Raw genomic sequence first — 23,410 nt, 5'->3', positions numbered from 1 at the left:
GTGCAGACCCGACGCGACCACGTCCAGGCCTACCAGTTCGCCATGGGCAGGCTGGCCACGGCCCTGGTCAGCGGTGACCCCGGACGCGGCGAGAGCCCGACCCGGCGCGCCGCGATGGGCACCTTCCTCGGGGCCGGGGCCACCGCCCTGCTGTGCGCCGGCTTCGCCGTCTACGGGCTCATCTCACCCGTCCCGTCGGCCGGTTGGCGCACGCCCGGCTCGATCGTCCTGGAACAGCAGACCGGCAACCGCTACCTGTACGTCAACGGCGAGCTGCGCCCGGTCCGCAACCACGCCTCCGCGATGCTCCTCGCGGGCAGCGGCGCCCCGATGCAGACGGCCGCCCGCGCCACGCTGGCCGGCACCCCGCACGGCGCCCCCATCGGCATCCCCGGCGCCCCGGACACCGTGCCCACCGCCGCGGGCCTGCTGTCCGGCGGCTGGACGCGCTGCCTGCGCCCCGACCTGAAGACCGGTGAGGCCGTGGACTTCGCCCCCCAGGGGCACACCACGCCCGTCCCGGCCGGCCGCCGGGCCCTGCTCACCGACCCCGACGGCAAGCGCTACCTGCTGTTCGGCGGCACCCGCTACCCGGTGCCCGGCGACGGCGCGCTGATCGCCCTCGGCCTCGACGGCGACCAGGCGATACCGGCGCCGCGGAGCTGGCTCGCCGCCCTGCCGGAAGGCGTGCCGCTCGCCGCCGCCCCCGTCCCCGGGGCGGGCAACCCGGCCGGAAAGGTGGCCGGCGTCGCGGTCACCGTGGGCCAGCTGTTCACCACCACCGCGGGCGGCACCGACCACTACTACGTGATGCTGTCCGACGGCATCGCCCCGGTCAGCGCCAGCGAGTCCGCCCTGCTCGCCGCGGCCCCCGGCGCGCCGGCGGTCCGCCCGGTGAGCGCGACGGACATGGCCACCGCGCCGCTCTCCGCCGCGCCCGCGCCGACCGCCAAAGTGCCCGACGTCCGCGACGCGCCCCCGATCGCCACCGCCGGCCAGGCCGTCTGCCTCGCGCAGTCGCCCGACGGCAAGGGCATCACCACCCAGGTCGTCCTGGAGTCCGGCGCCGCGGCCACCGGCGGCCGGGCCGTACTCCTGCCGGCCGACACCGGCGTCTACGCCGTGGACCAGGCCCAGCTCGCGGCCCAGACCGCGAACCCGCGGACCTACCTGATCGACGACCAGGGCACCGCCTACCCGCTCGGCGACGGGCAGACCGCCGGCCAACTCGGTCTCGTCGGCCACCCCAGGACGCCGGTGCCCGCGGACCTGCTCGCCGAACTCCCGCAGGGCCCGGTGCTCGACGTCGCCGCCGCCCGGGCGACGGTGGGGGGTCGGTGACCGTGCGACTCGGGACCAGGCCTCCCGCCCCGGCGCTGCGCTGCCGGGCCGCCGGGCACGCGCTGCTCGTCCACCCCAAGGGCCAACCGGACCCGCAGGCCCTGGAGTTCACCGCCCGGCTGGCACCGGACCCGCAGCACACCCCGGTCGTCCTCGACCTGCCCCACGGCGCGCTGGACAGCCAGTGGGAGCCGGTCGCCCGGCTGCTCGCCGACCGTCCCGGCAGCCTGCGGCTGCTCCCCGGACGCGCCACCCCGGCGGAAGCCCGGTGCGCGGGGCAGCGGATCGCCGACCGGCTGAATCGGGTCGTCCTGGTGCCGGACGGCCGGCCGGTGCTCACCGCCGGCGGCGGCCTGTTCGTCCCGATCGACCACGGCGCCGGCTGGCTCCAGCTGCGCCCGGGCGGCCTCGCGCAACCGGAGTCCCGCCGCTACCCGCGGCCGATGTGGGAGTTCTCCACCCCCGACCGGCCGTGGGCCACCAGCCCCTACGGCGTGGTCGAGTCCGTGCCGTGCGGCGTCTGGCTGCGCAGCGCCCGGCCGTCCGGGCTGCTCGACGGGTGGCGCCGGCTGGTCGAGACCCTGCCCGCCGACCCCCACGTGCTGACCGTGGTCCTCGGGAGCCCGGGCGGCCCCGCGGTGCCACTGGCCGACGCGATCGGGCTCTGGGACACCGTGCTGCCGTCGGTGCGCCGCCAGGTGCGGTTCGTCCCGTACGGACCGGTCGCGGTGCCCGCGGGCGCCGGCGCGCTCGGCCAGGAGCTGGCGGACGCCTTCGGGCAGCACGTGGTGGTGTGCTCGGGCCTGCCCGTGGTGCCGGCCGGGCACGACGCCCCGCCGCACGTGCGCGGCCTGCTCGCCGACGGCACGCCCGGCTGGCAGCCCTTCGCCGCCCACTACCGCTACGCCCCGCGCCCCCACGAGCACGCCGTAGCGACGCCGCCGGAGCTGCTCGGGGTGCGCACCCCCCTGCCGGGCATCCCCCACGTGGGCGCCGGCGTGTGGGAGCTGGCCGCGGGCACGGTGCTGGAGATCGTGCAGAGCGGGCTCTGGATCCGCCCGACCCGGGAGCCCGCCGACGGCGACGACGTCCGGCGGGTCCCCGCCCCGCAGGGCTACGCCGCGCTGCTCTACGACCGCAGCGAGCCGACCACCGCCGACCGGATGCGCGCCCACGCCCAGGACCTCCTGTGGCGGCTGCCGCCCGAGGCCCGCGACGCCTACCGGATCGCGCCCGCCGACGCCCCCGGCATCGCCGCGCCGAACGACCTGTCCGGCCTGTGGCCGCTCGGGGAGCCGGTGGCGATGGACGACGAAACCCGGCCGGGCACCGCCGCGCGGACGGCTCCGCAGCGCCCGGCGCACCTCGCCTTCTGGGCGACGGCCTCGTCCGGGGCGACCGACACCGCGGCGGGGGGAACCCCGGCGGCGGGCGTCGACCCGGCCACGCCCCGAGCACACCGGAGGGCGCTCCCCCGGCCCGCCGGGGGCACGGCCGACGACCTCGGGGCGACCGCCGGCCGGATCACGGCCCTCCCGGCCGCCGAGGCGGCCTCGCCCGAGGCCGTCCGCCCGCTCCCCCTGGGCCGGACGGGATCCGCGCTCGGCATCGGGCCGTCCCGCCCGTCCGAGTCCCTGCTGACCTCGGTCGGGCCGGGCCTCGGCGCGCCCGACGCCGCCCCCCGGTTGTCGAGCGCGCCGCCGGCCGCAGACGCCGGATCGCCGTCGACCACCGCGCCGGCCGTCGGGTGGACGGACTCCGGGCGCCCCGGCACCGACGAACCGAGCGACCCGTTCAACACCCGTATCGCCCGCCCGGCCCGCCCCGGTTCCGGGCCGCACCGGGCGGAGCCGGGGGCACCCGCTTCGCCCACCCGGACCGAGCTGCCGGCACCCCCGGCCGTCGGCGCCGCACCGCCCGCCGCCCCCGGACCGGTCGGCGTTCGCGGCCCGCGCCAGGGCGGCACGGCCCCGGACCCGGCGCTCGACGCCCCGTCACCGGCCCGGATCGGACCGGCCGGGAGTGCGGAGCCCGGGTCCGCCCCGGTCACCCCGACGACCCCGGTCGCTCCGGCCGCTCCGGCCGCTCCGGCCGCTCCGGCCGCTCCGCCCGTGGGCGAAACGCCCGCGAGCCGGCGCCCTACGGCGCCCCCGACCGTCGCGTCCGACCCGACCCCGCCCGACCGCACGCCCCCCGCGCCGACCACCGACGACCCGGCCGCGGCGGACACCGACGGCCCCGAGACCGGCGGCCCCGACGCCGGCCAGCCGGACACGGGCACGGCGGACACGGCCAACACGGACACGGCGGACGGCGACGAACCCGACACGCCGGACGCCAACGAGGCCGCCCCGGCTCCCGCCCCACGGGCCTCCCGGCCCACCGGCATCGCCGGCATCCGGCTGGAGTCCGTCCCCCCGCCGGAGCCGACCGTCGCCACGCCGCGCAACGCAGCACCGGACTCCCCCTCGCCCGTCACGCCGGTACCCGCCGCCGCGGCGCCGTCCGGGGTCGTGGTGCAGCCGGTGCCCCGGCCGGGCGCGAGCGCCGCGCCGCAGGAGCGCGGCATGGAGCAGGAACGGGAGTGGGTGCGGCGCACCTTCGCCCGGCAGTTCAACGCGGCCGCCGGCACGGTGTCCCGGGTGCTGTCCGAGTCCCCCGGGCTGCGCGGTGCCTCCCGCGCCGAGGAGGCCGACGCCTACACCGACCTGGCGGCCCTGCGGCTCTACCTCACCGGCGACAGCGCGGCGCTCGACGCGGCCGTCCGGACGGCCACCGTCGGACCGCACGTGCCGCTGGCCCGCTGTGTCGCGGCGGGACTGCGGCGGCTGCCGTCGCACCGGGGCGCCACGCTGCTGCGCGCGGCGCTGCACCCGTCCGAACGGGCCTGGTACCGCGAGGGCGACGTCCTGACCGAGTGGGCCTTCTGCACCGCGTGGGCCCGCACCGCGGAGCCGGCGGCCGCTGCGACCGACTTCCTGATCTGGTCGCTGACGGCCCGGCGCACCACCCTGGTCGCCCCGAACGTCGCGGACCGGGTGGTCTTCCTGCCCGGGACGAGGTTCCGCGTGCTGGGCACCGACGACCGTGACCGACTGCTGCTGCGAGAGCTCTCCGCGTCGGAGGGCTCCGAGGACGGAAAGGCGCGCGTGGCGCTCGACGAGATAGCCCTGGAGGGCCTGGCGCACGCCGCCGACGGCCCGGACGACACCGACGCCGCCCCCGCGCGGGCCGGGGACGCGGGGTGGACCCCGCCCTCCGCGGGTGCCCCGCCGGGCCTGCTGCCGCGGACGGCACCGAAGGCGGCGGCCGCATGACTCAGAGGTTGCTGGTCTCCCGGGAACGCCCGGGCGCCTACCCCACCATCGGCGCGGCGCTGGCCGACGCGACCGAGGGCGCGCTGATCACCGTGGCGGCCGGCCGGTACGAGGAGGCGCTCACCATCACCCGGCCGGTGACGCTGGCCGCCGAGGACGGTGACGGCGCGGTGGTGCTGCACGCGGCCGCCGGGAGCACCGTCGTGCTGGACGCCGAGGCGGTGCGCCTGTCCGGCCTCTCGCTGTCCGGCGCCGACGCCCACGCGCCGGTGCTGGACGTGCGGCGCGGCCAGGCCGCGCTGGACGGCTGCCGGCTCTCCGGCGAGGCCTGGGCCGCCGTACTGGCGTGGCACGACGGGGTGTTGGCGCTCCGCGGCTGCCAGATCTCCAACGCCCGCGGCGCCGGGATCGTGGTGACCTCCACCGGTGGCAACCTGGTGGAGCAGTGCGTGATCACCGACGTCGCCTCCTCCGCGTTCGTCATCGCCGAGCAGGGCGAACTGACCGTCCGCGAGTGCTCCTTGGACCGTCCGCGCGGCAACGGCATCTGCGTCAACGGCCGCGGCTCGGTGGTGGTCGAGGGCGGGCGGATCGACGGCGCCGGCAAGCCGGCGGTCGCCGTGGAACAGGACGGCCGCGCGCGGCTGAACAGGCTTGCCATCACCGGTAGTTCGATGCTGGACGCCTACCTGACCAGCCAGGGCGAGACCGTCCTGACCGACTGCTCGTTCACCGGGTCCCGGAGCACCTCGGTGCACGTCGGCGGCGGGGCCCGGCCCGAGCTGCGCGGCTGCGCCGTCGGCCCGGCCGCCGTCGGCGGAGTACGGGTGACCGAGGGCTCGCGGCCGCGGCTGGAGCGGTGCCGGATCGTCGGGACCCCGGTCGGCCTTCTGGTCGAGGGCGATTCCGAGGCGGTCTGCGAGAAGACGTCCTTCGCCGGGACGACCACCGCCGCAGTGACCCTGGCGGGCGCGAGCCGGCTGACGGCGCGCGACGCGGAGATCGAGATCGAGCGCGGCTCCGGGATCGTGCTGACCGAGGGGGCGACCACCGAGCTCGTCGGGGTGCGGGTGCTCGCCGCCGACGGGGACGCGAGCCTGACGCTCGCCGGCGGCGCCCGCACGGAGCTGGTGTCGTCCCTGCTGCGCGGCTCCCCCGCACTGGTCGGGGACGACAGCGAACTGACCGCCAAGGACAGCGAGTTCACGGACTCCGGCGGCGACGGCATCCGGGTCGCGGAGGGCGGCTCGGTCAACGCCGTCGGCTGCCGGATCACCGGGGCACGGCGCCACGGCGTGCACCTGCAGCCCTCCTCGCGGGCGGAGTTGAGCAACTGCGCGGTCAGCGACAACAGCGGCGACGGGGTGCGCTCCGCCACCGAAGAGCCGGTGCGGATCCACGACTGCGAGATCCGGGGCAACGGCGGCGCGGCCGTCGGCCGGGCCCAGGGGGCCGGGCAGCCGGAGGTCGCGCGCCTGGACACCGACGACGACCGCCCGTCGGCGGGCGGGGCGGCGGACGGACCGTCGTCCGGCCGGGCTCCCGGTTCGGCGGGCGCGTCCGGTCCGGGCACCGGGCCGCTGGCCGACCTGGAGGCCCTGGTCGGGCTGGAGAGCGTCAAGCGCGAGGTCACCGGCCTGATCAACCTCAACAAGCTGACCCAGCGGCGGCAGGAGATGGGCCTGCCGATGCCCCCGATGAGCCGCCACCTGGTCTTCGCGGGCCCTCCGGGCACCGGCAAGACCACCGTGGCCCGGCTCTACGGCGCGGTGCTGGCCGAACTGGGCATCCTGAGCCAGGGCCACATCGTGGAGGTGGCCCGCGCCGACCTGGTCGCGCAGATCATCGGCGGCACCGCCATCAAGACCACCGACGTCTTCAAGAAGGCGCTCGGCGGGGTGCTGTTCATCGACGAGGCCTACACCCTGACCAACCAGTCCCGGGGCACCGGGCCGGACTTCGGGCAGGAGGCCGTCGAGACCCTGATGAAGCTGATGGAGGACCACCGCGACGAGATCGTCGTCATCGTCGCCGGGTACTCCGCGCAGATGGACCAGTTCCTCGCCTCCAACCCGGGCATGGCCTCACGGTTCTCCCGCACCGTCGAGTTCCCCAACTACAGCGCCGACGAGCTGGTCACCATCGTCGAGGGCCTCTGCGGCAAGCACTACTACGAGCTCGACGAGAACGCGCTGGTGGCGCTGCACCGGTACTTCGAGGACGTGCCGAAGAGCGCCACCTTCGGCAACGGCCGGGTCGCCCGGCAGGTCTTCGAGGAGATGATCAACCGGCAGGCCTCCCGGCTGGCCAGCGAACCGCCGGACGAGGACCGGGAGTTGTCCCGGCTGACCGCCGCCGACGTGCTCACGGTGCCCGCCAGCTCGCCGGGGGCCGCACCCGCCGCACCCGCCGGGCTCGCGGCCCCGACCGCCCCGGCCCCCGGCGAGCCGGCGGACCCGACGGAGCCGGTACCCGGCGGCCCGGCCTCCCCCGAGGGCGCGGCCGACGGCCCCGGGCCGCGCCACCTCGCGGCGCTGATCGGCATCGAGGAGGCGCGCGCCACGCTGCGCGGGCGGCTGCGGCGGACGGCTGAGGCCCTGCGGGCGGGCCGACCGATCGGCGGGCCGGCGCACCTGGTCATCCAGGGCGCGCCGGGCAGCGGCCGCCGGGCCCTCGCCCGCGCGTACGGCCGCGATCTCGCCGAACTCGGCTTCCCGTCGACCGGTTCGACGGCGCACCTGCCGCTGTCGGCCGTGCCCGCGCGCTGGCCGGAGCAGCCGCTGGTGCGACTGAGCGCAGCGCTGGCCGACGCTTCGGGCGGGGTACTGGTCGCCGAGGCGGACCCGGCGTTCACCCAGCGCCACCCCGAGGAGTGCGACGCCGTCCTCGCGGCCCTGGCCACCGTCGCCGCGAGCGCCGAGGACACGGTGCTGGTCCTGACCGGCAGCGGCCCGTACCTGGTCGAGACGCTGCGCCGACGGACCGACCTGGCCGGCTCCTTCGCGCAGTACGTCGAGCTCGCCGACTACTCGGCCGAGCAGACCCTGGACATGACGATCCGCCATCTGTCGTCCCACGGGATGCGGCTGGACGAGGAGGCGGCCGGCGCGCTGACCGCCGCCCTCGCCGAGCAGCCCGCGCAACGCACCGCGTACGCGGCACACCGGCTGGCCGAAAGGATCGCCGCCACCGCGCACGACCGCACGGTCACCCTGGACGACCTCACGCGTCCTCCGGCGGGCACCGGCTCCCGCCCCGAGGCTGAACGACCCCCGCAGCCGGAACCCGTACCCGCACACTCCTGAAAGGAAGCACCGTGGCCCAGCAGCTGTCCCAGGTCGAACTGGCGGGCATGACCGCCGCCCAGGGCACGTTCCAGCACGCCGTGGACGAGGCCACCACCTCCTACGCCAACGTGGAGGGCCAGGTCGAGGCGCTCGCCGCCAGCTGGACCGGTCAGGCCGCCAGCATCTACACCCAGGCCATGCAGCAGTGGCTGGCGGATTTCCAGAAGCTCAACCAGGCGCTGACCACCATGTTGGAGACGCTGGCCGCCAACACCCACGTCTACGCCAACACGCACCAGGACACCGAGCAGGTGGCCCACCAGGTCGCGCAGCAGGTCGCCTCGGGCGGCGGGCTCGTCGGCTTCCCGCTCTGACCCACCCCTCGCCTCTACTCCGCACCCCAGGGAGCAATCAGCATGAGCACGTACCGCGTTCAGATGGACCAGGTCGAGATCATCGTCGGTGAGATGGCCGCCATCACCCGGAAGATCAACGAGACGCTGGCCGACCTCGACAACCAGTCCACCGTCCACCTCGCCGAGTGGACGAGTGCCGCGCGCGACACCTACACGCAGGTCAAGGCCCAGTGGGACAGCGCCGCGGCCGACATGACCGTGAAGGCCAGCAACGCGACCCAGATGCTGGGCACGATCAACGAGTACTACGCCGCCGGCGAGCGCTCCGGCGTTCGGCTCTGGTCGTGACCGGCGGCGCCCCGATCAAGCCGGCCAGCGACCTGGGGGGTTCCGCGACCCCGGCTCCGGCGGACTACTCCAAGCTCCAGTACGGCGGCAGCACCTCGGTCTCGGGGGGGCACGGCAGCTACCAGTCGCCCGAGACGTTCACCGCGCCCGACGTCCCCCCGGCGCCGGGGAAGTCGAAGGGCACCACGGTGAGCACGCCGTCCCTGGACCTGTTCGCCGACAACATCGACCGGCTCATCGCCCCGGTGGACGCGGCGGGCAAGGCGCTCCAACCGATCGACGTGCATCCGGGGGCCTTCTACCACGCCTGGAAGATGCGGGGGACGGTCAACGGCGGCGACGGGGACGACGGACTGAAGCAGCAGTGCGTCAAGGCGCTCGGCGACCTCTCGAACGCGCTGGTCGATCTGCGAGAAGGCGTACGGACGTTGAGCGGTCAGTACAAGAGCATCGAGGAAGCCAACAAGATGACCGCCAAGGACCTCCACGATGCGATGAGTTCGGCGAGCGACAAGTTCAACACGGTCGTCAAGGATGCCGGCGGCGACGCGGCCACGGCCGGTGGCGGTAGCCAGAGCGGCGGCGGTGGCCAAGGCGACGGCGACAAGAACCACGGCAACGGCCACAGCGGCAACGACAGCAAGAGCAACTGATCGGCGCGTCGCCCGTCGCCGCCTCCCGACCGTCGGGGGCAGCGACGGGCGGCGCGGCCAAGCGACCGGGAGGGACCATGGGCGGCAAGGACGACGGCGACACGGGCAGCAGCGACAACGGCTTCACCAAGGGCGACCACGGTTCCCTCCGCGGCAATCCCACCGGCGGCAGCTTCCACGAGCACGACTACAACAGCTGGGACTGGAAGCACATCGAGGCCGCCATCGTCGGATTGGGCGGCGGCGTCAGCAGCGCCGAAAACCTCGAGTACGCCAAGTCGGTGGCCGACCCGCAGTCGCTCCAGGACGCGGCCGACACCTTCTACCAGGTGCAGCTGGTCTTCGCGGGCGTCTCGCAGGCGCTGACCGACCAGGCGAACGCGCTGGCGGGCAAGGACGGTGTGTGGACGGGCGACGCCGCGGACGCCTTCACGGAGATGATCAAGACCTTCTCCAAGCAGGTGGGCGCGGTGGCCGACGTGATCTCCGGCGGCCACTCCGGGAAGCACTCCGTCCCGCAGCAGCTCGCCAACAACGCGGTCAACCTGACCAACGCGCAGAACAAGATCCTGGAGATCGACAACTGGTACGCCAAGCAGGCGCACGATGCGTTGCACCTCCACGCCATGAGCGGTACCGGCCTGATCCCGGTCAGCCAGAAGCCCGAGCTGGTCGAGATGATGAACCACGACATGCGGCAGGTGCTGAAGAGCCTCGCGGGCGAGTACCAGGTCACCCTCGACGCGGTCACGTCGCCGGGCGGCATCAACTCCCCCCTCGGGGGCGGGGGTACCGGGCAGGACCAGCCCAAGCCGCCGGACCTGTCGGATCTCACGAGCCTCGACGGCGAGGACCACAAGCCCGGTATCGAACCCGTCACGCTCTCCTCGTTGCCCGAGCTGTCGAACCCGGCAGGAACCGACCTCGCCGGCAAGCTCCGTCTGAACGGCCTCGGCCCGGACCCGACCGGCGAGAAGCCCGAGCTCACGGCGTTCAAGGCCGGCACGAGCACCGCGGGCGCCGGTACCCTCGACGGCCCGCCGACCGCCTTCCCCGACCTCACCGCCGGCACACCCGCGGGCGACGTCAACGGTCTCAAGGCCGGCCTGGCCCCCTTCCCCGACGGAACGGGCACCGACGGCCTCGGTGGACTCGGTGGCCTCGACTCGGCCTCGCTCGCCCCTCCCGGGGCCGACCCCTTCACCGGTGGGACGGGCACCGGCGGCACCGGCGGCCTCAACGGCCTCTCCCCCTTGCCGACGTTGGGCACGGGGGGCCTCGGCACCCCCGCGCCCCTGCCCGGGGCCTTCCCCGGCGGCACCGGCGTCGGCGGTACGGGAGGCCTGGGCAGCGGTGACGGCCTCAGCACGGCCGATCCGGACACCTGGGGGTCGACGCCCGCCCCGGTACCGTTCACCGGCGGCCTCGGGACCGGGGGCACCGGAAAGCTGGGCAGCGGTCTGACCGGCCTGAAGCCCAGCGCCTTCCCCGGTGGTCTCGACACCGGTGCCACGGGTGGCCTGGGCAGCGGTCTGACCGGCGGCCTGCCCGTCGGCTTCCCCGGCGACCTCTCCACCTCCTCCGGGCTGCCCGCCGACCTCTCCGGAGGGTCCTCGATCCCCGGGTTGTCGGGCCTCGGCGAGGCGGGCACGGCGTTCCCGGGCGGCCTGGGCACGGGCGGCGCGGGCGGCCTGGCCGGCGCGGGCATGCCCTTCCTCCCGAACACCGGCGGCGGCCAGGCACCCCCCGTCAGCAGCGAACGCAGCGACGCCTCCGGCCTCCTCGACCACGACGCCAAACCGTGGGCCGGATCCACCGACGTCGGCGACGACATGGCCACCCACCTCGGCACCACCACCGGCGGCGAAGGACTCACCCTCCCCGTCGGCGCCGGCACCGCCCACGAAGCCACCGCTCCGGCCGAGGGCATGCCGTACCTGCCGGGCATGGGCGGCGGCGCCCAGGCACCCCCCGTCAGCAGCGAACGCAGCGACGCCTCCGGCCTCCTCGACCACGACGCCAAACCGTGGGCCGGATCCACCGACGTCGGCGACGACATGGCCACCCACCTCGGCACCACCACCGGCGGCGAAGGACTCACCCTCCCCGTCGGCGCCGGCACCGCCCACGAAGCCACCGCTCCGGCCGAGGGCATGCCGTACCTGCCGGGCATGGGCGGCGGCGCCCAGGCACCCGCCGTCAACAGCGAACGCAGCGACGCCTCGGGCCTGTTGGAGAACGACGCCGAACCCTGGACCGGCGCGGCGGACGGCGAGACCGCCGAGTCGGGCACCGCCGCGGGCGGCGAGGGGCTCGCGCTGCCCTTCTTCCCCACCCCGGTCGGGTCCGAGCGGGAGCAACGCGACGACCGCCGGGAAGCGGCCGCCGCCGCGCTCCTGGCCGGGGAGGCCGCGGCCGTCTGGGCGGAGGGTGTCGCCGTGCCCGGGACCGGGACCGAGGCCCAGAAGACGGCGGAGGCCACGGTGGGGACCCCGGCCGCGGAGCTCGCCACCGCCGCGCTCCCCTCCGCCACGATCTCCCTGCCGGAGGTCGTGGGTGACGAGGAGTCGGGCGCCGCCTGGGACGTCGCGGGCGCGGCGTTCGTGCCCCTGCTGTGGGCGGCCTCGGCGGAGGACGAGGCGGACGTCACGGCGGACGGTCCCGCCACGGCCGAGGAGGGCACCTGGGGGACGGTCGCGGCGGAGCCCGCGTTCACCACCTGGCAACCCAGCCGCGCCAGTGAGGCCGCCGCCACCCCGGCCGCGGTCGAGCTCGCGGGCGCCGCGCTGTCCTGCGCCGGCGACGACATCGCGCCCGAGCCCGAGGAGGAGCCCGCCGAGGCGGAGGAGGAGGAGGCCCCCGCCCGCGGGGCCGCCGACCTGCTCGTCCAGGAGCGCGAACTGTGGGGCACCTCGGACTCCGAGGGCCTCGGCGCCATCATCTGACCCGTGGCCGGAAGAGGAACCATGAGCTCGACGTACGACCAGGAGATCGAGGAACTCCTCGCGCTCTACCAGCGGCAGCGCGAGGGCGCGGCCGAGACCCGACGCAGGATCAACGAGACCACCGGGACGGCGACCGCACCCCGGCAGACCGTGAAGGTGACCGTCAATGCCGTGGGCGACGTCACCGGGATCGAGTTCCCCACGGGCGCGTTCCGGCGGCTGACCCCGAAGGAGCTCTCGGAGGCCCTGCTGACGACCATCGCCGAGGCGCGCCGCGACGCGCTGGAGCAGGTCGCCCGGATGACCGACCTCCAGCTGCCGTCGGGGGCGAACGCCGCCTCGCTGCTCCGCGGCGAGGGCGACCCCACCGCACTGCTGCCCGAGTCCCCGGGCATGCCGGACGAGGTGCGGGACTACATCGACACCGGCCTGAACCCTGGAGGCATCCGTGGCTGACCGAACCTTCTCCGTGGACCCGGAGGGCCTGCGCGAGCCGATCTCCCGCGTACGGGAGATCGCCGCGGAATTCCACGGCATCGGCGCCAGTCTCACCGAGAGGCTCGCGGAGGTCGGCCCCTGCTGGGGCAACGACGAGACCGGCCGGCAGTTCTCCGAGGTGTACCGGGGCCCCCGCGACCAGCTCCTCCTCGGCTTCACGGCCATGTCCGAGGTCGTGAACGAGACGGCCGACGGCATCGACACCATGGCGAAGAACTACCGCCGGCTGGAGGACCAGAACATCGCCCACGCGCAGACCCTCAAGGGCGGCGGCGAGAACCGCCCGTCCGTCGGGGGAACCGGCGGCGGACACACGGGCCGGCCGGGCAAGCCGTGACCATCCAGCTGCCCCCCGCGCTCGAATGGGTCGCCTCCCTGGCGGTCGGCTCCCGGTGGCCCAAGGGCGACGAGGACGCCATGGCCGGGCTGGGCCACATCTGGGAGGACGCCAAGCGGCGGCTGATCGCCGTCGTCGACCGGCTCGGACCCGCCGGGAGTGCCGTGCTCCAGCACGTCGGCGGCCAGGTCGCGGACCAGTTCACGCGGTTCGTCCAGAGCCTGGGGTCGAGCATCCCCGATGTCGCCGGGGCCGCGGGGCAGCTGGGTCTGGCCGCGCGCGACACCGGGGTGCAGCTCCAGCACGCCAAGATGATGATCCTCGCGCAGCTGGTGTGGCTGGCGAACGAGATCGTCGACCTGTCCTTCTGGGCACCGGAGGCGATCCCCGCCGCGGTCACCTCGGCGCGGGTGGCGGTCTCTCTGATCCTGCGCCGGCTGGCGATGGCCGTCGCCAGGGGCGCCGCCCTCCTGGCCGGCATGGACCTCGGGATCCAGGGCCTCCAGAGGCTCATGCACGACCGCACCTCGTGGGACTGGACCTCCGTCGGGATCTCGGCGGCCAGCGGCGGGATCGGCGGGGGCGTCGGCGGGATCGTCGGCGAGGGGGCGCGCGGCCTCTTCAAGAACGCGGCCAACACCGTGATCGGCAAGGGCGTCGTCGGCGGGGTCAGCGGCATCGCCGGCGGCACGGCGGTGACCTCCGTCTTCGGTGGACCGAACGACGTCGCCATGGCGGCCTCCGGCGGTGTGGTCGGCGGGGTGGCGGGCGGCCGCAAGGGCCGCGGCCGCGGCACCACGCCCAAGATCGACGACATCAACGTCCACGTCCCGGTGGTGCCGCACCTGCCCAAGTTCGAGGGCGGCGCGGGCCCGGGCGGGACCGGTGTGACGGGAACGGGCGGCGGCGGGGCGGAGGGGACCAGCGGCGCCGGCGACGGCGGATCGGGCGACCACCGGGGCGGCGACGGACAGGGCTCGAAGGCCGGTGAGCCGGTGGGCGGGCCCTCCGTCACCTCCGGCGAGGACACCCGGTCGGCGCCGCCTCCGACCGCTGGCGACGACGTGCCGTCGGAATCAGCCGCCCCGCCGGCCACGGGCGGCTCCTCCACCGCCTCGCCCGGTGAGCACACCTCCCCGACCGACACCGGTGACGGCGAAGGCACCGCGAAGTCGCCGACCGGCCCGGCAGCGGGCTCACCGGCCGAAGCCTCCGGGACGACGTCGGGTTTGCCGGGCTTCGAGACGACGCTCACCGGGGACCGGCCCGCCACCGGGTCCGCCTCGAACGGCGAGCGGCCGACGGCGAACGGAACGAGCACGGCGCGGGGCGGGACCGGCGGCCAGGGGTCCGGCTTCCGGCAGTTCGGCTCCCCACGGGACGGTGGGGTCTGGATGGCCCCACGCGCACCCGGCTGGCACGACGCCGACGGTGCCTCCCCGGCGGCGCCCGCCGCACAGCAGGCTCCGGCCTCCGCCAATGGGACGCACCCCCCGGTGTCCACCGGCGGGACGACGCCCACCACGGTGGTCGGGCACCCGGTCAGCACGGGGGTCGGGCACCCGGTCACCACGGCCGGGGGACACCCGGTCACCACGGAACCGGCGGCGCCCGTCGCCGGGCACGGTGGAGCCGGGCTCCCGTCGTCGGGCTCGGCCGGCCAGGCACCGGTCACCCACACCAGCGACGGTCCCGGCCACACCGCCGGGCAGGGCCGGACGGCCCCGACCTCCCCCGTCGCGCACGCCGCCGAGCCGCCGGGAACGCGGCAGGAACCGGCCGCACAACCGACGGCTGCCACCGCCCCGCCCGCCCAGGCCCCGGCCCAGACCCGGGAACCCGTCCAGGGCACCGATCACACCGGTACGGCCACGGGCACCCGACCCGGCCCGGGTGCCGGCTCCACCACGGTCACGGCCGGCACGGGCAACGGCGGGACGCCGGTTCGCACGCAGGACCAAGCCCAGCCGGCCCCGGCCCCCACCCAGCCCACCGAGACCCCCACCGCACCCGCCCGCCCACCACTCAGCAGCAGCACACCGAACGCCCCGGCGGCCACCGACGGCACACACAACACCGCCGAGCCGAACAACCATGCACAGGCACCCGCCCAGCCCGCCACCGCCCACACCACCACACCCGAACCCACCCCACCGCACACCACCCAACCCACCCGCCCACCACTCACCAGCAACGCACCCAACACCCCCGCCACCGGCGGCACACACAACACCGCCGTACCGGACAACGGGAGCAGCGGCGGGTCGACGGTGCGGCGGCCACCGGCTGTGTCGGCGGCCGCCACGCCCTCCGGGGCGTCCGGCGGGACGCCGCACGCCCCGTCCCCCGAGCCGCCCGCGCCGACTCATGGGCCCGCGACCGCGCAGCCGCCCGCGACCGCTCACGCGACGTCCGGCGGCAGCCGACAGCCCGGCCCAACCGCCCAGCCGTCCGCCGGGCCGGGAGGGCCGTTCGGACCGAGGCCGAGCGAGGTGGACCGCCAGGCCCCGCGCTTGCTGCTGCGCTCCGGCTTCGACCAGCGCCGCTTCACGTTCCAGGAGACGCGCTACACCGACCTGACCGTCCGGGTGGCGTTCAACGGCGACGCGAAGGACGCTGCCGACACCGTCAACAGCCTCCAGCAGGGCGTCCAGCAGCGCTTCAACGACCCGAACCACCGGCTGCCCAACGGTGACCGGCTGCACATCACGGTCGAACACGTCGGACCAGAGGGAAATCCGCACCTCACCGTCGACCTGGTCCCCCACGGCGGCCGGACGGACCAGTACACCTGGCCGATCGGCGCCGAGCCGACCACGTACACCCACGAGTTCACGCACCAGCTGGGCCTGCGGGACGAAAGTGCGGACCCCACCAACCCGCACCGCGCCGACGCGCCGGGCAGTCTGCTCGGCGACTACCGGAAGCCGCCCGCCGACCCCGGTCTCGACCAGGGTGGTCTGCGGGACCGCCACCTGCAGTTGCTCGGCACGCTGACCGGGGGCGACGAGGTCAGCTACCGCCCGCCCGTCGAATCGCCCGGCCGCGCCCGGGGCTCCGGCCAGGTACCGGTCCAGCAGGCACCGGACGGCCGTCCGCCTGCGGCGGAGGCGGAGAACCCGGCCGGCCGGCCCGGCGCACTGCCCGAGGCGCCGGCCACCTCCGGCCCGGTCGCGCCGGCCTCGCGTCCCGGGACGGAGGCCGGCACGCCGTCGGAGTCGCCCGCGGACGGGAGCACCGGCCGAGGCCCCGTCAGCGCCGACCCCGGTTGGCGGAACGCCCGCGCCTCCGCGCCCTGGACGCCGCGCCAGCACACCTGGGTGGACCCGGTCGCCGTCCCCACCCGCACCGAGTACCCCGCGGCCGTCCCCAGCCGGCCGCACACCCCTGCCCCGGTGATCTCGCGCGCGGCACCGCCTGCCGAGGCCACCGCGAGCCGACCCACGCCCCACGACCCGGCCGCCCAGCAGCACCAGCCCTCCGCCGCCGAGCCCACCCGACCGGCCACCGACCGACCCGCCGCCCACGAGCCCAGCACCCGGACCCCCACCAGCCAGGAGCCCACCCCGGCCCGACCCACGACGCGCGAGCCCGCCGACACGCCTGCCACCAGCCAGCGCCCCGCCACCCAGGAATCCACCACCCACGAGACGACCCACCAGCCCACCGCCCACGAGCCCAACTCCCAGCCCGCAACCAACGAACCCACCACCCGGCCCGCCGCCAGCCGGCAATCCACCACCGACGAGCCCAGCACCCGGACCCCCACCCGCCAGGAGACCGCCCCGGCCCGACCCACGACGCACGAGCCCGCTACCAACCAGCGACCCGCCACCCAGGAATCCACCTCGCACGAGGCGGCCAACCAGCACACCGCGCAGCCGGCAACCCACGACCCCGCCACCCAGGCCCCCGACCACGCGCCGGTCGACCCGCACCAGGCGGCACCGCCGCCGCCCACGCGCCCCGCGCCCGCGGCACCGGCCGCCCCGGTCGACCCCCGGCACACCACCTCCCTCGCCGAGATCAAGATCACCGATGATCCCGGGCCGGCGGCCGTGCGGGCCCGGATCGACGACATCCTCGGCGACCACCGCACCGACACGACGGTCGTGCAGGGGCTCGACTCCCAGCTCACGCCCGGCAACTTCCGCGCGAACCATCCGCAGATGGTCGACGACGCCTGGCGGTTCCAGATCATCGTCAACGGACGCCCGCACGAGGTGCAGATCACCGCCCGGCCGAACCCCTGGCAACCGGCCGCGCACGTACCCACCAAGGACCAGGCCGAGAAGGACGGCAAGACCGACATCGAGTCGACCGCCAAGTCCACCTTCACCCCCGACCCGCGCAAGACCCAGGCCTCCCGCACGCTGTCCGCCCTCAACGTCGCGCCGGCCATCACGCATCCGGTCAACGAGAACCTGTTCGCGACCGGTTCCGCCAACGTCAGCTTCGGCGGGGCGAACCACGAGACGGAAACCGTCGTCACGTCGGAGGCCGAGACGTCCAACAAGCTGACGCTGACCGGGCCGACCTCCCCGCACATCGCCCAGTTCGCCTACACCGTCACCGTCCTGGATCATCAGGGACGACCGCTCGGCCCCGGTGGACGTCCGCCGATCACGGGCTCGGTGACCGCAGAGATCCCCAACCGAGGGACCCCTGCCGGGACCGCGCCACGGGCCTGGGAAGGCTGGGATCCGGCACCGGCGGGCCGGCCCGCCCCGGAGCCGGGTGCACACCCCGAGGGGCAACCGCTCACCATCATCGGGCTCGGCGACGCCCGGAACGCGGTCTTCGACGCCCTGCCGGAGGAGAAGCGCCCGGACGCCCCCGCACACATGGTGATCAACGACTTCTTCACGACGAAGAACGTGCTCAACGAGTTCGAACACGCGGCGGGTTGGGGCATGACGTCGACTCCGATACGGTTCTCCGACGGCAGTGAGGGTCACCTGCACCTCACCCTGGAACCCCACGGCTCCACCGTGCTGGACACCGTCGACCACAAGAGCGAACAGGGTTCGAACACGTCGACCGAGCACAAGGCGAGCCACGTGAACAAGTCGTCCCGGAGCGCGGGAGTCAGTGGCGGTGTTGTGGGCCAGGTGAAGAAGTCGACGGAACCGGGAAGCCACGAGTCCACCTGGGCCGGCGGTTCGGTGGGCTACTCCTACACCGCGAACCGCGACCACGAGAGCAGGAACTACCACACCGTGAAGGTGGCGAGCAGCCATGAGCACGAGGGCAAGGCCGACCTGGTGGCCACCGACGTGCACTTCCACATCAGCGTGACGAAGCAGCGGTTCTCCCCGCGCCTCGACGGTCTGCACGACACGAACAACGTGCAGATCGGCGGCCGCGCCGTGACGGACCACCCGCCCGGGGAGCACCGGATCTCCATGGAGGCGCCCATCACCGGCCAGGTACGCCGCGTGGTGCAGTACCCTCCGACCACCCACACCCCCGCCGAATCCAACACGAGCAACTCCACCACCACCCACACCCCCGCCCAGCACGCCCCGGCCGGTCCGGCCCACACCGCGGCCCCCGCCACCCACGCCGAGGCCGCCGGTAGCGCCGGCGCCGAGCACCCGGCTCAGCCACACGCGGCCCCGGCGGACGCGCCCGCCGCACCGACCAGACCGGCGCCCCCCGCTCCCCCGGACGCCGCCGGGCTCCGCGACCCGCTGAACAGCCAGCGCACCACGTACCTCAAGGTCCCCGGCTCGGCGGAGTTGGCGAACCACATCGTCACCCGACTGCACACGGAGGCTCCCGGGCTCCTCCCCCCGCCGGCCGGTGCCGCCGGTGCCCCGGGCGGGGGCCACGCCCGGATCACCCCGCAGGCGGTCAAGAACCTCGACGAACTCCACCAGCAGATCACCCCGTCCGCCCTGGCCCGTGGCGGGCCCGACCTGATCGACGGCAAGTTCCGGATCACCCTGGACGGCTCGCACCTGCCGGGGATCGACGCGAAGACGTTCGAGATCCTGGTCAAGGCCGACCTGGGCCCCGGCGAGCACGCCGGCTCCCAGACCTCCACCACGAAGAACAGCATCAGCCTCACCTCGGGCGGGGACCTGGTGGTCACCGCCGGCGGCAAGCACGCGGTCACCGGCTCCGGGAACGTGCGAAGCTCGCTCAACCCGCCGGACACCACCCGAGCCTTCGTCAGCGGCAATCTCGAAGGTTCCTCCAGCAAGAGCCACGTGACCACCACGGCCGCGGCCACCGAGACCAAGCACGAGTTCAGCCTGAAGTCATCGGCCGACCAGTTCGGCTACCCGGTGACCTACCACGTGTTGGTCGGCCGCGAGAACTCCGTGCACCCCACCACGGTGCTGGACACCGGCGCCGGCTCCGCGCACGCCGGGCAGACCCGGACGTTCCAACCGCACAGCGGGCAACTGGTGGTGGAACAGCACCGGCCCGCGACCCCGGCCGACACCCCGCCGCCCGAGCACCTCGCGATCCCCCGGCTGCCGCAGGCGAACTTCATCCGGCACGTCGACGACCAGCAGGCCTTCCGGGAGAGCGCCGAGAAGGCGCTGAACAGCGCCTTCGACCAGTGGCACCTCGGACGCACTCCGGACCTGTCCAAGGTAGTGGACCTGCTCGGCGGGCCGGACCAACTGCGCGGGGCCGTCACCTCGTCACACGGCGGCTGGTCGAACTCCGGCGAGGAGCAGGTGGGTTGGGGGATCAGGCAGGGCGCCGCCGGATTGTCCACCCGGACGCAGATGACCGACTTCCACTACCTGGAAACCCTCCCCGGCGAGGGCAAGCTCACCATCGAGAGCACCTCCAAGACGTCCACGGCGGTCGAGGACAAGTGGACCCGCGCGGGGAAGGGCGGAGTCGGCCCGGACTTCGGCAAGTTCCCCGAGAATCCGACGAACGAACACCAGTCCAGCTACCAGATCCGAGGCGGGTTCAAGGTCAAGGGCGGCGCCACGGTCACCGGCGGCGACGCGGTCAAGAACGAGATGTCGACCACCCGGACGCTCGCCACGCCCAAGGGCACCTGGCACGTCTACCAGGCCCACGCCCGGATCACGACCGTCGGACGGGTCACCGACAACAGCGGCAAGACGTACTACGGCGAACCACAGCAGAGCGAGCACATCGTGCACGTCCTGCTCTCCGACGGAGACGTGCGCGCGCTGGGCGGGCACACCGAGGCGCCGGAGCCGTCCGACCCGCGCACCGCCCCACTGCTCGACCACGGCATCAGCGGCGGTGCGTCCGTCCACGTCCCGAGCAGTGACGAGATCCTGGGCGAAATCGACCGACAGCTGCACGGTCCACGGCCGGCGGGTGAGGTGCCGACGGCGGCGCTGCCCTTCGCCGACGCCTTCTCCCCGCACAACCTGAGCGCGAACCCCGACGACGTGATGGGCAAGGGCATCCTCGCCACCCACGTGGACGAGGGCCGCACCAACCGGGTGATCACCCAGGTGCTGGTCCGCGGGGTGCCGCAGGGCGGCTGGCGCGACGACCACCAGCAGGCGGAGAACGAGATCAGCCGCAAGGTCACCAACTCGCAAACCGTCACCGGAAACTCCGGCGGCTCGGGCTCCGTGGGTGCGGAAACACAGAACGTGCGCTTCTCGGGCCGCGCTCCGAAGAGCGTCCCCCGCGTGAGCAACGGCAGCTTCAACCCGGCCGGAGGCATCGAAGGCACGCTGACCAACGCCTCCAAGTCGGGGATCACCACCGAGGTCGGCCACAAGACCTCCGGCTTCGGCACCAACCACAAGTTCTCCAACGACGTGCACTTCGACGTGACGGTCAGCCAGCACAACAGCTACGGAAGGTTCGTCAACCTCAGGAACGCCCCCCAACCGGTCACCCCGACTTGGCGGGTCGAGTCGTGGGTGCCCGAGCCGCTGACCGAGAAGCCCGCGGCGGACCAGGATCCGGCCGCCGTCCAGCCGCCGCCCGCCCAGCATCGGCCCGTCGCACAGCCGCAGGCACCGCAGCCGGTCGGCGACGGGTCGGGTGCCCCTCCCGGCGGGGGGATCGCGCTCCAGCCGATCGGTCCGCACGCGGCCGACGTCAACGCCTGGCGGGCGCAACTCGCCGGTGGCCACGACATGGTCGGCTTCGACAACGCCGGCCAGCTGATGGACAACGCCGTCCACACCCTCACCACCCCCCGCCCGTGGGGCGACGGCGTCCTCGGCCGGACCGGGTCGGCCCTGGCCACGGGCGCCGGGGCGGTCGGCTCGGCCGTGAGTGCGTTCGCCCACGCCGTCACGCCGCAGCCCGCGCTCGACCTGCACCACCGGGTCGTCCAGTCCTTCGTCAGCGACCCGCGCCTGCCGGCGGGCAACGTGCTGAAGCAGGAGCAGCACCTGTCGGTCGACATGCAGGCGGCGGTCCGTCAGGTGTTCTCCGCGCAGTCCATGCCGCCCGTCTACCACCAGCTCAACACCCCCGGATCCGAGTACCGGACGGTCCCCCTCGGTGCGGACGGCCGGACCGGCCTGGCGGTCCGGATGGAACCGACCGGCCCGGCCGTGGAGGTCAACACCCGCGACAAGGGGAAGGACGAGCTCACCATCGGCGCCGAGAACGCCTCCAGCACCACGTCGACCAAGGGCTACACCTGGAGCGCCACCCCCGCGGACTTCTCCGTGCTGACCAAGAATCCCCTGGTGAACGTTCCGGTCAACCCCATCAACCTGGGGGGCCAGGCCACCGCCGATCGTTCCACCCCGGTGACCCACGCCCCCGGCGTGCCCAGCCGCTCCCTGCCGCTTCCCGACATCCCGCACGGCAAGGCGCCGACCGAAGCGGGCAAGGCGGAGCTCACGGGGCCGCAGGCGCTCGTGCGCCAGCCGGTGACCATCACCACGCAGAAGGTCGACCAGGACGGGCCGTACGGTGAGGCCGTGCCGACCCACGGCAACCTGTACTACTGGACGGAGAAGCCCGCGGCGGCGCCCGCACCCGCACCCGCGGCCGCCGGTGGCTCGTCGAACGCCGGCGCCTCCGGCAGCGGTTCGGCTGGTGCCCCGGCGCCTGCGGGCGCTCCGGGAGACGCCTCCACACCCGCCGCGCACACCCCGGCAGCGCCTCCCGGGAACACCTCCTCCCAGCCCGCGAACACAGCCGCACCCGCACCCACCGAGCCTGCGAACGCAGCCCCGCCCCCACCGGCCCGGCCCGCGAACGTACCCGCACCGGCTACCTCGACCGGCGCACCCCCAGCCACCACGACCAGCGCGGCACCACCCCCCACCACCGCCCAGCCCGCACGTACGCCCGCCGCCGACAGCTCGGCAGGCGCATCCGCACCTGTATCCGCATCCGCCCAGCCCGCGAACGCCCCGACCCTCACCGGTAGTCCTGCGAGCGCACCCGGCGTCCAGCAGCAACCGGCCACGGTCACCCCGGTACCCGCCACCGCCGCGCGGCCCGTCGTCACGCTCGACACCTCTCGGCACCCCGGCCCGGCACCCGTGGCTCCCGCCGTCCACCGACCGCCGAACGACGCCGCCTCCGAGGTGTCGAGCCTGCATTCGGTGCTGTCGGACCTCGCCGGGCAGTCGCCGGTCTCCCCGGTCTCCACCCACTCCCCAGCCCCCCTCGGCTCGGGCCACTCCGGCGGCTCCGGCGGCTCCGTCCTGGACGATCTCGCCGCGTCCACCGCACCCCGCCAGGCACCCGCGTCGGTGCCCGCGGTGACCAACGCCGACCAGCCCACTGCCGCGGGCTCCTCGACCGCCCCGCCCGCCGGGCCCGGTCCGGCGGGCGCACCCACGGCCGGCCGGCCGCCGCAGCTCCCCGTCACCGGGCAGGGCGGCGGCACCACGGGCGGCACGCCCAGGCCAGTCAGCTCGGGCGACCCGGCCCGGACCGGGCCCAGGCACGCGCTGACGCGCAGGGCACCCCGCCGGGCGTCGGTCCCACGGCGCCGGCGGCGGACGGGCCGATCCTGTCGGCCTCGGGCGGTCTCAGCCTCGCCCCGGTCCCGCTCACCACCGGGCCCTCCCCCGCAAGCTCGCCCGTCGCCCCCGTCCTGCCGGCCACCCCGACGCCGCCGCTCCCGCCCCCGCGACACCCCGAGGCCGCCGGAACCCCCGCCGCCGGAGCCCCGGAGGCGGGGGCCGCCCCGCCCGATCCGACCACCCGTTAGCGAGTGCCGCCCCGCCCGCGGTTCGGGCGGGGCGGACACCGATCGGGCGAGTGCGGCGCCCGTTCGGACATTTCCCGCGCCCGAGCCAACCTCGTACGGACCCCAATCGGTCAAAGACTGGTAAGGATTCCGCAAGATTCGGGCACTCCCGGCGCTGCGCGGCGCCGGTATAAATCTG

General features: G+C 75.0%; 10 protein-coding genes. All 10 read left to right on the top strand.

Annotated features, from left to right (window positions below; genetic code table 11):
* The 10 genes from eccB to ACFVWU_RS03185 all read left to right on the top strand — a co-directional run bounded on the left by eccB (position 1) and on the right by ACFVWU_RS03185 (position 23,356).
* Positions 1-1,341, top strand: a complete 1,341-nt coding sequence (eccB, locus tag ACFVWU_RS03230) for a type VII secretion protein EccB (RefSeq protein WP_387614815.1) — start codon at positions 1-3, stop codon at positions 1,339-1,341.
* Positions 1,338-4,658, top strand: a complete 3,321-nt coding sequence (locus tag ACFVWU_RS03225; protein ID WP_387614812.1) for a hypothetical protein — start codon at positions 1,338-1,340, stop codon at positions 4,656-4,658. Before eccB ends, ACFVWU_RS03225 begins: the two co-directional genes overlap by 4 nt.
* Positions 4,655-7,963: a right-handed parallel beta-helix repeat-containing protein gene (locus ACFVWU_RS03220; RefSeq protein WP_387614809.1), complete on the top strand. Its 3,309-nt coding sequence runs from the start codon at positions 4,655-4,657 to the stop codon at positions 7,961-7,963. Before ACFVWU_RS03225 ends, ACFVWU_RS03220 begins: the two co-directional genes overlap by 4 nt.
* A gap of 11 nt (positions 7,964-7,974) precedes the next feature.
* On the top strand, positions 7,975-8,319 hold the full coding sequence (locus ACFVWU_RS03215) for a WXG100 family type VII secretion target (protein ID WP_387614806.1): 345 nt from the start codon (positions 7,975-7,977) through the stop codon (positions 8,317-8,319).
* A 42-nt stretch (positions 8,320-8,361) separates the two neighbouring features.
* Entirely contained in the window at positions 8,362-8,649 is a 288-nt protein-coding gene (locus ACFVWU_RS03210) for a WXG100 family type VII secretion target (protein ID WP_387614803.1), read from the top strand.
* Positions 8,646-9,302 (top strand): hypothetical protein, encoded by a 657-nt coding sequence (locus ACFVWU_RS03205; protein WP_387614800.1) that lies wholly within the window; start codon positions 8,646-8,648, stop codon positions 9,300-9,302. The genes ACFVWU_RS03210 and ACFVWU_RS03205 overlap by 4 nt, the downstream gene beginning before the upstream one ends.
* Before the next feature lie 77 nt (positions 9,303-9,379).
* The gene (locus ACFVWU_RS03200; RefSeq protein ID WP_387614797.1) at positions 9,380-12,247 is read left to right on the top strand and encodes a WXG100 family type VII secretion target; all 2,868 of its coding nucleotides are present in this window, start codon (positions 9,380-9,382) and stop codon (positions 12,245-12,247) included.
* 21 nt (positions 12,248-12,268) lie between these two features.
* Entirely contained in the window at positions 12,269-12,703 is a 435-nt protein-coding gene (locus ACFVWU_RS03195; RefSeq protein WP_387614795.1) for a YbaB/EbfC family nucleoid-associated protein, read from the top strand.
* The gene (locus tag ACFVWU_RS03190; RefSeq protein ID WP_387614792.1) at positions 12,696-13,082 is read left to right on the top strand and encodes a WXG100 family type VII secretion target; all 387 of its coding nucleotides are present in this window, start codon (positions 12,696-12,698) and stop codon (positions 13,080-13,082) included. Before ACFVWU_RS03195 ends, ACFVWU_RS03190 begins: the two co-directional genes overlap by 8 nt.
* Positions 13,079-23,356, top strand: coding sequence for a hypothetical protein (locus tag ACFVWU_RS03185; RefSeq protein WP_387614789.1), 10,278 nt, complete (start codon positions 13,079-13,081; stop codon positions 23,354-23,356). Before ACFVWU_RS03190 ends, ACFVWU_RS03185 begins: the two co-directional genes overlap by 4 nt.
* The last annotated feature ends 54 nt before the right edge of the window (positions 23,357-23,410 follow it).

Source organism: Kitasatospora sp. NPDC058190 (assembly GCF_042883685.1).
Classification (GTDB): domain Bacteria; phylum Actinomycetota; class Actinomycetes; order Streptomycetales; family Streptomycetaceae; genus Kitasatospora.
Note: the sequence above shows the minus strand (reverse complement) of the source record. Positions and strands in the feature narration are given on the sequence as shown.

Excerpts from the sequence above, each read along its gene's own strand:
- ACFVWU_RS03200 (WP_387614797.1), top strand. The coding sequence starts at position 9,380 with ATGGGCGGCAAGGACGACGGCGACACGGGCAGCAGCGACAACGGCTTC.
- ACFVWU_RS03195 (WP_387614795.1), top strand. The coding sequence starts at position 12,269 with ATGAGCTCGACGTACGACCAGGAGATCGAGGAACTCCTCGCGCTCTAC.
- ACFVWU_RS03220 (WP_387614809.1), top strand. The coding sequence starts at position 4,655 with ATGACTCAGAGGTTGCTGGTCTCCCGGGAACGCCCGGGCGCCTACCCC.
- ACFVWU_RS03210 (WP_387614803.1), top strand. The coding sequence starts at position 8,362 with ATGAGCACGTACCGCGTTCAGATGGACCAGGTCGAGATCATCGTCGGT.